Genomic DNA, 13,609 nt, shown 5'->3' with positions numbered 1-13,609 from the left:
GGACCCCGGCCCGCCGGGGCCTACCGCGGGCCCTCCGGCGCCGGCACCGCCTCCCGGTACCGCGCCTCCTCCGGCCCCCGGACGTCCTCCCGCCCGCGCAGCGCCCGCTCCAGGTCCTTCAGCGCCTGCCCGAGCAGTCGCGTCCCGGCCCGCACGACGTCCCGCTGCACCCCGGCCGGCGCCTGCACCAGCCGCTCCTCCAGCCGCGTCTGGGCCTCCCGCACGGCGTCGAACTCCACCGGCCGCCCGGTCAGCAGCGCGGCCCCCGCGAGCGCGGTGGCCAACCGCAGCTCCTCCGCGTACTCCGCGGTGCCCGGGACGGGATCGGCGTCGGCGGCCGGGAGATGGGCCTCCAGCAGGACGGCGACCCGCCCCAGGTGCCCGACCGCGGCCCGGGCCCGGTCCAGCTGGCGCCGGTTCAGCCCGGGCAGCCCGGAGGCGTGCCGGCCCGGTTCGGCGTCGGCCCGCTCCATCGCCTGGAGCAGTTCGGAGCGGGCCTCCCGGGAGTCCAGCAGCGCCGAGCGCACCGCCCGTCCGCGCGGCGCCGCCGGGTCCTCGTAGCAGGCGACGACGGCGCCCGCGTACCGCCCGGCGGCGGCCAGCCACTCGGCCAGCCGCTCCCCCAGCCGGGCGGTCTGCCAGGTGGGGAAGAGCGCGTACGCGACCAGCGCCACCGAGCCGCCGAGCAGGGTGAGCCCGACCCGCTCGACGGCCGTGGTGAACGGGTCCCCGGCCTGCAGGCCGAGCAGGAACACCACGTAGGAGGAGATGCCGACGGTCATCAGCGCGTACCCGGTCCGCAGGGTGAGGTACGCCCCGCCGATGCAGAGCACGGCGAGCACCGCCAGGACCCACTCGCCGGGGTGGGCGAGCTGCACCACCAGGGTGGAGACGGCCACGCCGACGACGGTGCCGGCCAGCCGGGCGACGCCCCGGCTGTAGGTCTGTGCGAAGTCCGGCCGCATCACCATGGCCGCCGTCATCGGTGCCCAGTACCCGTGGTGGAAGCCGGCCAGCCGGGCCAGCAGGTAGGCGACGGTGACCACGCCGGCGAGCCGGACGGCGTGCTGGAAGACCGCGGAGCGCGGCTGGAACTGGCGCTGCACCATGCGCAGGGCCACCGGCAGCATCCGGAACATCGGCGGCTTGTGCAGCGCTCCGCCGGCCCCGACCACCGGGGTGCTGATGGTCTCCTCGTCGCCCCGGTCGAGGGCGTCGGCGGCCTTGCGCAGCAGCCCGCCCAGCCGCCGGGCGGACCGCCGGGCCGCGCCCCGGAGCCGGACGCCCTCCTCGGGGGTGGCCAGCGTGAGCGAGGGCGCCGAGCGGGGCAGCCGGACCGCCTCGCCGCTGCGGACGGCCCGGGCCAGGGCGTCCATCACCTCGGCCGAGGCGGCCAGCACCTCGCGGGCCCGGTCGCGCTCCGGGCCCTCCGCGGGAGCACCGACCCTGGGGTCGGCGAGTGCGGCCAGGGTGGGCCGGATGCGCTCGGCGAGGCCGCGCAGGCCGCGCAGTTCGGGCGGCCGGTGGCGGTCCTGCCAGGGCGTGAGCGCGGCGGCGTGCCGGGCGGTCATGAACGGCGCCGGGTCGACGTGCGCGGTCGGGTCCTGGCGCAACCTGCGGGCGTAGTCGGCGAGTTCCGCGTAGGTGTCGGCGAGGGCGTCCCGCTGGGCGGTCCAGCTGCCGATCGGCCAGAGGGTGATCACGGCGGCCTGGACGACACCGCCGACGGCGCAGAGGAGTCCGTGGCCGAGCGCGGCGAGCGCGCTGACCGGCAGCTGGACGACGACCAGCATCACCGAGACGGTGTTGGCGGCGACCACGCCGGCGGTGGGCCCGATCGCCCAGGCCAGTCCGGCGCCGAAGGCCCAGACCGCCAGCAGCACCGGGAAGAGGCCGGCGACCCCGGCCGCCAGGTAGCCGAGGAAGGTGCTGGTGCCCAGCGCGAGGCCGGCCGCGACGGCGAGGCTGGCCCGGGGCCGGAAGCTGCGCTGGAAGGTGGCCGTACCGGCGATGAACGCGCCCATCGCGGCGGAGGTGGCGGGGGTCGGGCCGGCGAGCGCCAGGGTCGGGAGGAGCACCAGGGCGACGGCGACGGCACCGCGGACGGCCCGTTTGGGGTCGGTGAGCGCCCGGTCGAGGGTCAGTCCGGTCCGCGCGGTGTCACGAAGGGCGGCGAACCAGGACATGTCGGTCAGCCTAAGTGACGGGCCCCCGGCCCCGCCGGATCCGCTGCACCCGGGCCGCCAGCCAGAGCAGCGCCCCGGTCGGCAGGAAGACCGCGTCCGCCGCGATCATCGCGAGGGAGAAGACCGGCAGCCCGAGCAGCACCGCGATCCCCAGGTGCTCGGCCATCATCACGGCCAGCAGCACGTTCTTCACCCGCCGGTTGAGCAGGGTGAAGGGGAACGCGACCTGCACGACCACCGTGCCGTAGGAGATCAGGAAGACCGGCACCAGCGCCGAGCCGACCAGGGCGGACAGCCACGGCCAGGGCGCGAAGTAGTCCAGGTGCAGCGGGTAGTACAGCGCGGTGCCGTCCTGCCAGCGCGAGCCCTGCACCTTGTACCAGCCGGCCGTCGCGTAGATCAGCACCACCTCGGCGGCGATCACCAGCATGGCGCAGTTGTGCACCATGGTGGCCAGCGCGTCCAGCACCGCCCGCGCCTCGCCGCCCGGGCGCAGCCGTCCCAGCGCCCACCAGAGCCCGGCGACCGCCCACAGGCCCCAGAACAGCGGCGCCCAGCCGACGTACGGGAAGGTCCGGGCCGTCCAGGTGAGGCTCTCGCCGGAGAAGTCGCCGAGCTGGCAGAGCGCCAGGACGGCGCCGAGCAGCCCCCAGAGCAGCACCCCGCCGCGGTCGGCCCCGGACCGGCCCGGGGGGAGCGCCCGGCGGGCGGCCCGGCGGGCGTCGAACGACCACACCTCGGCGCAGCGGGTGAAGACCAGGTAGACCGCCATCAGGTGGACGACGTTGTCGCCGCCGTCGCCCAGGAAGACGTCGCGGTTCTGCAGGGACAGCACGGTGACCAGGAACAGCACGCCGCTCGCCCTGGTCCGCCAGCCGAGGACCACGGCCAGCGCGGCCAGCACCGCCAGGTGGTAGACCAGCTCGAACCAGAACCGCCCCCCGAACCAGGGCAGCACGGTGAACGCCCCGTTGTCGGCGAGCAGCCGCTCGGCCAGCTCCATCGACCAGGGGGAGCGGTCGCCGTACAGCACCCGCCGGTTGGGCCACTCGCGCAGCAGGTAGGCGAGCCAGACCAGCCCGAAGCCGATCCGCACCACCGCGGCCTGGTGCCCGCCGAACAGCTGCCCGGTGAACGCCGCGACGGCCCGCGCGGCCGCCGTGCCCAGGGCCGCCCGGGCGGCGGATACGGTGCCACCGGGCGCGACGGTCCCGGGTGCGACGGTCCCGGGCGCGACGACCCCCGGTGCGACGGCTCCGGCCGCGGGCGGCGGCCCGGCCTGCTGCGGCAGCCCGACCGCCCCGGCGTCGACGGGGGAGTCGACGGGGGCCTGCGCGGGGGCACCGGCCGGTGGCCGCGACGACGTCTCGTTCACCCGAGCCCCCGGTAGTCCTCGTCGCCCACCGGCCACCACGGCAGCTCCCGCGCCTTCGGCGCCGCCGGCGCGGCCTCGCCGCTCCAGGACGGCGGCGGGACGGTCGTCGCGGTCACCCGGAACTCGATCTCCAGGATCCGCTCACCGGCCACCTCCCGGCCGATCCGCTGCAGGGCGATCCGCTTGAGGTACTGCTCGGCGAGCTTGCCGCGGGCGTTGGTCAGGGAGTCGTCCTGCGGGCTGTGCGAACCCTCGTAGAAGTCCCAGGCCCGGCGCAGCAGGTTCTGGTCGACGTGGCTGGGCGCGGGGTTGCCGCGCACCGCGGCGAGGTCCTGCGCCGTCAGCCCGGTCCAGTCCCGGGTGGTGGTGGCGCCGCCGTCCCCGACGGTGCGCACCCGGGCGTCCAGGCTGACGTTCTGCTGCAGCGGGTTGGGCGCGAACAGCTTCCAGTTCTGCTCGAACTCCGGGTACACCAGGCCGTCGACCTCCGCCCGGTACTGCCGGGAGAGCGCGTTGGGCGGCGCGACGTGCAGGAACACCGCGGCGAGGAAGAGCCCGGTCGCGACCACCAGCACCGCCCCGGCCAGGCCGAGCACCAGTTGCGCGGGCGCCGACCAGACCCGCCCGGGGGCCGGTGCCGGCCCCGTCGTCGTCTCCGTCACGGCCTCCCCGATCCGGTGGGCGCGCCGGCCCGGTCCCGTCCCGGCGCGGTCGCGCGCCCATCCTGCCCTACCGGGCGGGGATGCAGGAGACCTCAGAGCACGTAGGCGTCCTGGCCGGTGCTGCTCACCATCGGGCGGCCGGCACCCTCCCAGGCGTACATGCCGCCGTCCACGTTCACCGCGTCCCGGCCCTGCTGCACCAGGTACTGGACGACCTGCGCGGAGCGGCCGCCGACCCGGCAGAGGACGTAGAGCTTGCCGTCCGGCAGCTCGCCGAGCCGGGCGATCACCTCGCCGAGCGGGATGTGCAGCGCGCCGTCCACGTGCCCGGCGTCCCACTCGTCCTGCTCGCGCACGTCCAGGAGGGCGGCGTCGGCGGGCACGGCGGCAGCGGCGGCGGAGGGGATCTGCGCGAACATCGTGGGGCTCTCCTGGTGGGGGTGCGTTCCGGCCGAAGGAGGCCGGGGGTCGGCGGTCGGGTCGGTGCCATTGTCGCCCACCGGCGGGCGGTGACCGCCGTGCGCGGACTGCGGGCCGCCGAGCAGCCGCTCCAGTTCGGCCTGCTGGGCGGCGGCCTTGGCGAGCAGTTCCTCGGCGAGCTGCTCCAGCAGCCCGTCCGGGTCCTGCGGGGCGAGCGCGAGCAGCTGCCCCATCGGGGTGCGCTCCAGCCGGACCTGCTCGACGGCGGTCTCGGTGATCTTGGCGGTCAGCCACTCGAGCCGGCGGCGCAGCCACTCCAGCCGGTCGGGCGCGTCGACGGCGGGCGCGGCCTCGGGCGCGGTCGACCACTCGGCGGCCAGGCCCTCCAGCGCGGTGCCGTCGCCGAGGGCGTAGGCCTCGTTGACCCGGGCCAGGAACGCGGCGCGCCGCTCCTGCTCGGCCGGGTCGGTGCTCAGGTCGGGGTGGGCGCGGCGGACCAGCTCGCGGTAGACGCGCTGGGCGTCCCGCCCGGGGCGCACCCGGGCGGGCGCGGCGGGCGGCGGCGCGGCCGCCTCCTGCTCCCGCACGGAGTCGAACAGCGCGTCCAGGTCGGGCAGCTCCTCGACCTGTCGGCGGGCCTCGGCGGCCCGGCGCAGGTCCTCGGGGTTCCCGGTCCGGGCGGCGACCGCCTCGGCGACCAGCGCCTCCAGCTCGTCCAGGCGCGCGTACAGCGGGCCGAGCAGCTGATGGTGGATCAGGGCGAAGTTGTCGATCTCGACCCGGAGCGTCTGCACGTCGACGTCCATGCTCAGCCAGGCGAGTTCCGCGGCGGCGACCCGCTCCTCCAGCTCCTGCTGCTCCGGATCCGTCCAGCGGACGGGGCTCTGCGCGCTCACTTCTCGCCTCTGTCTCGTCCGGCCTGCTGCGTCCCGCGGAACCGCCCCGCGGGGCGGCCCGGCCTGCCACCCTACCGTTGTGCGCGAAAGCCCCGTCCGGGTGAACGAGGAGCGCGGACCGGCGCGCGCCGCACGACACGCAACCGATCCTGAGGAATCTCCCCGTTTCGCTATCGAGCCCGGCCCGGTCCGTGCTTCGCTGGTATCCACACAGCGTGCCTTCCTCCGGAGAGACGGCCGCCTCCAGGCGTGGCGGCCAGGCGGGAGCAGACCGAATCCATGGTGGCCGAGTCCAACTCCACACCGCGCCCGGCGGGCGCCGACACCGTGCCGGGTGACCACCCGACCGGCGTGGCCGCCCTGGTCCGGCTCGCCCTCGTCCTGGTCGACCGGACCGGACGGATCGCCCAGTGGAGCCGGGCCGCCGAGGAACTGTTCGGACACCGCGCCGACGTCGCCCACGACCGCGCCGCCAGCGGGCTGCTGCCCGCCGTCGAACCGCTCGGCGCCTCCGGCTCCGTCGTCCGGCGCCGCTGCGACGCCCTGGACACCCTGGCCGCGCTGACCTCCGAGGGCCGCCCCTGGGCCGGGCAGATGCCGGTCACCGACCGCGAGGAGCACCTGCGCGACGTGCTCTGGTGGGCCTACCCGCTGCCCGAGCCGTTCGGCGGCCTGCTGGCCCTCGCCGCCGACGCCCGGCCGCTGCGCACCGCCGGCCCGCGGCTCGTGCTCGGCGAGCGGCTGCTCCCGTTCGCCGCCACCCCGTCCGCCCGGGGCGGCTTCCACCGGCTGGGCGCCACCCTGACCGCACCGGGGCGGCTGAGCGCCGGCCTGCTCCCGGCCGACCGGCTCGTCCCGCTGCTGCCGGCCGGCTCGGCCGACCGCCGGGCCCTGCTGCTCGACGCCCTGGACCGGGCCGGGCTGCCCGCCCTGCGGCTGGACGCGTCCACCGTGCTGCCGGTCCTGCCCGCCGACGCCCAGGCCGCCGCCGCGCACGCGGCCGCCGGGCTCGGTCGGCGCTACCCGACCGCCCAGCAGCGCGCCGCCCGGCTCGGCCCGACCCCGCCGCCCGACCCCGCCGCGCCCGCGGCCCGCACCGTCCGGGGCCGCCCGCCCGGGCCGCTGCCGGCCCAGCGCGAGGCCGCCGAACCCGTCACCGCCGAATCCGTCGCCGCCGCACCGCCGACCGCCCCGCCGCCCGCCGGAGGAGGAGTCCCCATCGACCAGGCCGCCGCCGAGCCGTCCACCCGCGCACCGTCCTCCCCCGGGGCGTCCGGCCCCGAGCCGGCCGGCAACGGCCACCGGCCGCCCCCCGTCGTCCCGGCCCCCGCGGCCCCCACGGCCGCCGAGGCCGCGCAGCCCGGGCGGCTGGGCCCGTTCCTGACCAACGGGCAGGCCGGCGAGCAGCTGGCCCTGCTGAACGAGGTCGGCGGCAAGGTCGGCACCACCCTGGACCTCGGCTTCACCGCGCACGAGCTCTGCCAGGTGCTGGTCCCCCGGGTCGCCGACTTCGCCTGCGTGGACCTGGTGGACGGGCTGATCTCCGACTCCGAGCTACCGGTCGCCCGGCCGGACGACGACACCATGCTCCGGAGGGTCGCCCTCGTCTACAACGAGACCGGCGGCGCCTGGGACCACGTGCTCGCCGAGGGCTCGCTGGTCAGCATGCCCCGCCGGACCCCGCCCGGGATGGCCCTGCAGCTCAACCAGCCGGTGCTGGTCCCGGTGGTCAGCGAGGACGTCGCCGTCGACTACGCGATCGCGCTCGGCGGCGTCCGGCTCGCCCCGGTGGTCACCGGCCGCTCGATGCTGGTGGTGCCGCTGTCCGCCCGGGGCACCGTGCTGGGCATCCTCAAGCTGCTCCGGCTGCCGGACCGCGCGCCCTTCGACGAGAGCGACGCCGCCACCCTCAAGGAACTGGCCGTCCGCGCCGCGCTCTCCCTGGACAACGCCCGGCTGCACCGCGCCGAGGCCAGGGTGGCGACCACCCTGCAGCGTTCGATGATCCCGACCCGCCCGCCGCAGATCCCGGGCGTACAGATCGCCCACCGCTACCTGCCGGGCGACCCGAAGGCCGAGGTCGGCGGCGACTGGTTCGACGCGATCCAGCTGCCCGGCAGCCGGGTCGCCCTGGTGGTCGGCGACGTGATGGGGCACGGCCTGCACTCGGCGGCCGCGATGGGTCGCTTCCGCACCGCCATGCAGACCCTCGCCGCCCTCGACCTGCCGCCCGGCCAGCTGCTGCGCCACCTGGACAACCTGGCCCACAAGCTCGGCGACGACCACCTCGCCACCTGCCTGTACGCGGTCTACGACCCGATCAACCGCACCTGCGAGCTGGCCAGCGCCGGCCACGTCCCCCCGGTGCTGGTGCACCCCGACGGCTCCGGCGAACTGCTGGAGATCCCGGCCGGCGCACCGATCGGCGTCGGCGGCGTCCCGTTCGTCGCCAAGACGATCGACGTCTCGGACGGTTCGATGCTGGTGCTGTGCACCGACGGCCTGGTCGAGGTCCGCGGCGGTGACATAGGGGCGGGCCTGGCCGCGCTCTGCGGGAACCTGATCGACCCGCGGCAGAGCCCGGAACAGGCCTGCGACGTGGTGCTCAAGCGGCTGCACTCGGACGACCGGAAGGACGACGTCGCCCTGCTGGTGGCCCGCTTCGACGGGGTCGCCCCGTCCGAGGTGGCCACCTGGGACCTCACGGTGGACCACCGCGAGGTCCGCCGGGCCCGTTCACTGGTCCGCGAGCAGCTGGCCGGCTGGCACCTGGAGGCGCTCAGCGACACCACCGAGCTGCTGGTCAGCGAGCTGGTCACGAACGCCGTCCGGGTGGCCCGGGACCGCGTCCAGCTCCAGCTGATCCGGGTGGACAAACTGCTGGTCGAGGTCAGCGACGACAACCACAACCTGCCGTCGCTGGAGCCCGCCGAGCAGCTCGGCGAGACCGGCCGGGGCCTCACCCTGGTGACCAAGCTGGCCGAGCGCTGGGGCACCGCCCGCAAGGCGGTGGGGAAGGTCGTCTGGTTCGAGCTCCCGCTCCCGCACGCCTGACGCGCCGGTGCGCGCCCGGCCCGCGGCCCGGCGCGCACCCCGGCTCCGGGCGCCTCAGGGGATGACCGCACCCGCCGACCGGCGGCGCCGGGCCTCCACCGCGACCTCCCGCGAGGCGGCCGCGGCCACCGAGGTGGCGGCTCCGACCCCGGCCAGCACCCGCGGCCAGAAGTCCCCGAACACCTCGACCGAGACGGCGATCAGCAGCGCGCCGATCACCGCCACCACGTGCTCCAGACCGGCCAGGTTCGGCAGCACGACGGCCTCGCCGACCATCAGCGCCACGACCAGGCCGGCGGTGAACCAGGCCCGGCAACGGAACGCGATGACGATCGCCAGCGCCACCACCGCGGCCGACGGCCCGGTGTCCCGCACGTAGGCGACCCACTTCGGGAAGCCGAACAGGTGGTCCGGGCCGATCGCCACGCCGACCCGGGCGAACAGCGTGCCCGCCACGGTGCAGGTGTAGGCGACCACCAGGGTCATCCGCCGGCCCAGCACGATCTCGGCGAGGCCGAAGACCACGAACACCTGGGCCAGCGCGCCCCAGACCGGCAGGTCCAGGGCCGGCACGTACAACGAGAGCGGGGTCCGCAGCAGCGAGACCTCCAGCGGCAGCGCCGCCTTGACCACCCCGATGTGGTTGACGAAGCGCTCGCCCCCCGGCAGGTGCTGGGTGATGCTGAACAGCAGGATCAGAAACGTCGCCGCCGTGGCCATCGGTACGGCCGCGAGCTTCTTGCGCGCCACCGTGTCCCGGACCGTCACGTACAACGTTCCCCACTCGGCGACAGCGGCCGAACCGGCGACTGCCAGCGGCCCCTTTCGCACGCCCCCCGCGTGGGTCCTGTGAATCACAACCGTTACTCCCGAATCCCCGAACTTCTCAGCTACTCCAACATTAGAAGCCGGTTAACAAATCCACATCGGCATGGATGGGGATCCCGGTCATCCTCAGGGGGGAGGGAGATCCCTGAGCGCACCCCCATACGGCCGCCCCGGTACTCGGCCGACCGGCCCCCCTCCGCCCCCCGGCGGAGGGCTACCCCTTCCCGTCCCGGGCCGCGACGGGCTCCCGGGGCGCCACCACGGCGGACCCGGCGTGCCGGCGGCGGAACAGGGCGGGCAGGCTCGGCGCGACGATGAAGCCCTCGGCCCGCGCGCTCGCCAGGCCGATCCGCGGAATCTCGCTGCTCTTCCCGAAGAGCAGGTAGCGGGGCTCCCAGATCGGCCGGTACTTCGCGTTCGCGCGGTACAGCGACTCGATCTGCCACCAGCGCGAGAAGAAACCGAGGACGGAACGCCACAGCCGCAGCACCGGGCCGGCGCCGAGCCGCGAACCGCGCTCGAAAACGGAACGGAACATCGCGAAGTTCAGCGAGACCCGCTTCAGCCCGACCTCCTCGGCCCGCTGCAGCAGTTCGATCACCATGAACTCCATCAGGCCGTTCTCGGTGTCCCGGGCGCGGCGCATCAGGTCCAGCGAGAGGCCGTCCGGGCCCCACGGCACGAAGCTCAGCAGAGCCTTGAGCTCGTCGTCGCCGTCGTGGCACTCGAGCATCACGCAGCGGCCGTCGCCCGGGTCGCCGAGCCGGCCGAGGGCCATCGAGAAGCCGCGCTCGGTCGCCCCGTCGCGCCACTGGTCGGCCTTGGCCACCAGCTCGGCCATCTCGCACTCGGGGATGTCCTCGTGCCGCCGGATCCGCACCGTGTAGCCGGCCCGCTTGACCCGGTTGTACGCCTGGCGGACCACCCGCATCGCCCGGCCGTCCAGCGAGAACTCGTCCAGCTCGACGATCGCCTCGTCGCCCAGCTCCAGCGCGTCCAGCCCGTGCCGGGCGTAGATCACCCCGGCCTCCTCGGAGGCGCCCATCACGGCCGGCGCCCAGGCGTGCTCGCGGGCCTCGGCCAGCCAGGCGTCGATCGCGCCGGGCCAGGCCTCCGGGTCGCCGATCGGGTCGCCCGAGGCCAGCGAGACGCCGCCGACGACCCGGTAGGTCACCGCCGCCTTGCCGCTGGGGGAGAAGATCACCGCCTTGTCGCGGCGCAGCGCGAAGTAGCCGAGGGAGTCCCGCTCGCCCTGCTTGTCGAGCAGCCCCCGCAGCCTGGCCTCGTCCTCGGGGGTCAGCAGCTCCTTGCCGCGCGGGCTGCGGAACGCCACGTAGAGGACGAGCAGGAAGAGCGCCCCGCCCATCGCATTGATCGCCGCGTTCACCCAGGTGGGCGCGGAGATCACCGACCGCAGGTGCTCGGACGGGGTGATCGTGATCATGCGGCCGACCGAGTACCGGAAGAGGTCCCAGAAGCCCGCACCGCTCAGCCCGTTGGTCATCCAGACCAGCAGCGCGCCCACCGTGCCGCCGAACAGCAGCCCGCCGACGAAGGTGGCCGCCGCCGTCTTCGGGTTGGAGCGGTCCCCCTTGGACGTGAACTCCTTCCGCCCGACCAGCAGCGCCAGCACGAACAGGCAGGTCAGCACGGTGGAGACGTAGTTCAGCGGGTGCCGGTTGAAGCGCTCGTCGGGCAGCACCATGGCGGCCAGGTAGAGCAGGGCGAACACGCTCGACAGCGCGATGTTGAAGATCCAGGCGGCCCGCTTGCGCCGGCGCATCGCGATCGCCAGGAAGACCGACAGGACGGCGCTGGCCAGGCCGGAGGTCATCAGGTACGGGGTGAAGTACTCACCCTCGTTGTGCTCGCTGACCTGGTCGCGGAAGGGCACCAGCAGCACGGTCGCGATGTTCAGCAGCGCGATCAGCCGCAGGTACCAGACGGAGGCCGCGGCGGCCCGGGGGCGCCAGCGGTCGAGCACGCCGACGGGCCGGGGCCCGGTGGACGTGGCGGACGGCTCCGACTTCACAGTGGACGACACAGCTCAATTCCAAACGATCAGATGGTGGGGCGCATCCGCACACGGCCCGGCGCCGGGCGCCCGCACGGGCCCGACGGACTGACCGGCGGCCCTCGCCTCGGCCGATCGCCCCTGGTGGGGAGCGGGTCGGCAAAAGGGCAGCCAACTCAATGGTTCCCCACTCCACCTGAGAATCGCGTGAACCGGGTAGCGGATTCCGACCCCCGCCGAACGGCGGGGGTGCAGACCCGCCATGAGTTCGGCACGCCGCCCCCTCTGCCCCTACCCTCGATACGACCCACGCGGACCGCCCCCCACCCGGCCGCCCGAACCGAGGAGGCACCATCTCCACCACCCGCGTGCTGATCGTGGACGACGAGATCCTGGTCCGCTCCGGCCTCGGCCTCATCGTCGGCTCCGCCCCCGACCTGGAGGTGGTCGGCGACTGTTCCGGCGGGCAGGCCGAGGAACACGTCCAACGGCTGCGCCCGCACGTGGTGCTGCTCGACATCCGGATGCCCGACCTCGACGGCATCTCCGTGCTGCGCCGCCTGCGCGCCCTGCCGGACCCGCCGGCCGTGGCCATGCTGACCACCTTCGACACCGACGAGTACATCGGCACGGCGCTGCGGGCCGGCGCCGTCGGCTTCCTGCTCAAGGACACCGCCCCCGAACAGCTGGTGCACGCCGTCCGGGTGCTCGCGGCCGGCGGCAACATCCTCTCCCCGACCGTCACCCGCACCGTGATCGGCGGCTACGTGGACGGCGGCGGCCCCGACGCCGAGGCCAGCGCGCTCACCCGCACCCTCACCGGCCGGGAGCTCGACGTGCTGGCCCTGCTCGGCGAGGGCCTGTCCAACGCCGAGATCGCCGACCGCCTGTTCCTCGGCACCGGCACCGTCAAGGACCACATCAGCGCCATCCTCGGCAAGCTCGGCGCCGCCAACCGCGTCCAGGCGGCCGTGCTCGCCCACCGCGCCGGGCTGGTCCGCCCGAAGCCCGGCGACGGGGCATGACGACCGCCGAACAGCTGCCGTCCCGCCGGCTCCCGGCCTGGTGCACCGCGCCCTGGCTGATGCTGCTGCTGCCCGCCCTCTACTCCCTGCTCGACGCCGCCCTGGTCGCCCGGGACGCCCCCTGGTGGCAGGTCACGCTGTCCGTGGTGGCCGCCGTCGCGCTGCTCTGGCGCCGCCGCTTCCCGGTGACGGTGCTGCTGCTCACCATGCCCGGCAGCTACCTCGACGACATCTGGCTCGCCCCGATCACCGCCGTCTACACGGTGGCCGCCGAGCGCCCGCGCCCCCGCGTCGTCATCCCCTGCGCGACCCTGTTCGCGCTGGTCGAGTACTTCCACTGGCCGCTGTCCGAGCAGATCGTCGAGCTCAGCCGGGACACCGCGCTCTACGCCATCCAGTCGGTGATGCTGGCCGCCGGCCCGGCCGCCACCGGTCTGCTCTCCCGGACCCGCCGGGAGCTGGCCGCCCGCCTCGACGAGCTCACCCGCGGGCAGGAGCGGGAGAGCCGGCTGCTGGCCGAGCGGGTGCTGATCAGCGAACGCGGCCGGCTCGCCCGGGAGATGCACGACGTGGTGTCGCACCAGGTCAGCCTGATCAGCATCCAGGCCGGCGCCCTCCAGGTCAGCACCGCCGACCCGGCCGCCGTCGCCTCCGCCCGCACCATCCGCGAGCTGGCCGTCCGCACCCTGGACGAGCTGCGCCAGATGGTCGGGGTGCTGCGCAGCACCCCGGGCCAGCGCGCGGACGCCCCGCTCGCCCCGCAGCCCCGGCTGGCCGACCTGCCCCGGCTGATCGAGGAGAGCGGGCTGGCCGCCGACACCGAGCTGAGCCCCGGCGACCGCCCGTGGCCGGAGGCGGTCGAGCGCGCCGCCTACCGCACCGTCCAGGAGGCGCTCACCAACATCACCAAGTACGCCCCCGAGGCGGGGGTGCACGTGAAGGTCCGGGCGAAGGGGCGCCGGCTGCGGGTCGAGGTGCGCAACGACGCGCCGCCCGGGCGGCCGGCCGAGGTGCTGCCCGGCGGCGGCCACGGCCTGGTCGGCCTGCGCGAGCGCGCCCAGCTGCTCGGCGGCACGCTCACCGCCGGCCCGACCCAGGACGGCGGCTTCGAGGTCCGCGCCGACCTGCCGGCCGAGCGGTCCTGAGGCG

The 13,609-nt window shown here is 75.4% G+C and carries 9 protein-coding genes; 3 read left to right on the top strand and 6 right to left on the bottom strand.

Annotation, left to right across the window (positions count from 1 at the left end; translation table 11 throughout):
- Positions 1-20: 20 nt before the first annotated feature.
- From ACIA8Q_RS27700 to ACIA8Q_RS27685, 4 genes are all read right to left on the bottom strand, one after another.
- Positions 21-2,186, bottom strand: coding sequence for an FUSC family protein (locus tag ACIA8Q_RS27700; RefSeq protein WP_396317883.1), 2,166 nt, complete (start codon positions 2,184-2,186; stop codon positions 21-23).
- 10 nt (positions 2,187-2,196) lie between these two features.
- Entirely contained in the window at positions 2,197-3,561 is a 1,365-nt protein-coding gene (locus ACIA8Q_RS27695; protein ID WP_396317882.1) for an HTTM domain-containing protein, read from the bottom strand.
- Entirely contained in the window at positions 3,558-4,223 is a 666-nt protein-coding gene (locus ACIA8Q_RS27690; protein ID WP_360212027.1) for a DUF5819 family protein, read from the bottom strand. Before ACIA8Q_RS27690 ends, ACIA8Q_RS27695 begins: the two co-directional genes overlap by 4 nt.
- A 92-nt stretch (positions 4,224-4,315) precedes the next feature.
- Positions 4,316-5,539 (bottom strand): rhodanese-like domain-containing protein, encoded by a 1,224-nt coding sequence (locus ACIA8Q_RS27685; RefSeq protein WP_387905023.1) that lies wholly within the window; start codon positions 5,537-5,539, stop codon positions 4,316-4,318.
- Positions 5,540-5,818: 279 nt separating this feature from the next.
- On the opposite strand from ACIA8Q_RS27685, the gene ACIA8Q_RS27680 reads away from it, so the two are divergent.
- The gene (locus tag ACIA8Q_RS27680) at positions 5,819-8,593 is read left to right on the top strand and encodes a SpoIIE family protein phosphatase (protein WP_396317881.1); all 2,775 of its coding nucleotides are present in this window, start codon (positions 5,819-5,821) and stop codon (positions 8,591-8,593) included.
- Positions 8,594-8,647: 54 nt separating this feature from the next.
- On the opposite strand, the gene ACIA8Q_RS27675 is transcribed toward ACIA8Q_RS27680, so the two are convergent.
- On the bottom strand, positions 8,648-9,361 hold the full coding sequence (locus ACIA8Q_RS27675) for a hypothetical protein (RefSeq protein WP_360212033.1): 714 nt from the start codon (positions 9,359-9,361) through the stop codon (positions 8,648-8,650).
- Positions 9,362-9,635: 274 nt separating this feature from the next.
- On the bottom strand, positions 9,636-11,465 hold the full coding sequence (locus tag ACIA8Q_RS27670) for a phosphatidylglycerol lysyltransferase domain-containing protein (RefSeq protein WP_387905016.1): 1,830 nt from the start codon (positions 11,463-11,465) through the stop codon (positions 9,636-9,638).
- A gap of 344 nt (positions 11,466-11,809) precedes the next feature.
- Between ACIA8Q_RS27670 and ACIA8Q_RS27665 the strand changes: the two genes are divergently transcribed.
- Together ACIA8Q_RS27665 and ACIA8Q_RS27660 are read left to right on the top strand one after the other, a co-directional pair.
- Positions 11,810-12,460, top strand: coding sequence for a response regulator transcription factor (locus ACIA8Q_RS27665; RefSeq protein WP_360212055.1), 651 nt, complete (start codon positions 11,810-11,812; stop codon positions 12,458-12,460).
- Positions 12,457-13,605 (top strand): histidine kinase, encoded by a 1,149-nt coding sequence (locus ACIA8Q_RS27660; RefSeq protein WP_360212035.1) that lies wholly within the window; start codon positions 12,457-12,459, stop codon positions 13,603-13,605. The genes ACIA8Q_RS27665 and ACIA8Q_RS27660 overlap by 4 nt, the downstream gene beginning before the upstream one ends.
- The last annotated feature ends 4 nt before the right edge of the window (positions 13,606-13,609 follow it).

Source organism: Kitasatospora sp. NPDC051705, from assembly GCF_044453265.1.
GTDB lineage: Bacteria > Actinomycetota > Actinomycetes > Streptomycetales > Streptomycetaceae > Kitasatospora.
Note: the sequence above shows the minus strand (reverse complement) of the source record. Positions and strands in the feature narration are given on the sequence as shown.

Excerpts from the sequence above, each read along its gene's own strand:
- ACIA8Q_RS27700 (WP_396317883.1), bottom strand. The coding sequence starts at position 2,186 with ATGTCCTGGTTCGCCGCCCTTCGTGACACCGCGCGGACCGGACTGACC.
- ACIA8Q_RS27680 (WP_396317881.1), top strand. The coding sequence starts at position 5,819 with ATGGTGGCCGAGTCCAACTCCACACCGCGCCCGGCGGGCGCCGACACC.
- ACIA8Q_RS27660 (WP_360212035.1), top strand. The coding sequence starts at position 12,457 with ATGACGACCGCCGAACAGCTGCCGTCCCGCCGGCTCCCGGCCTGGTGC.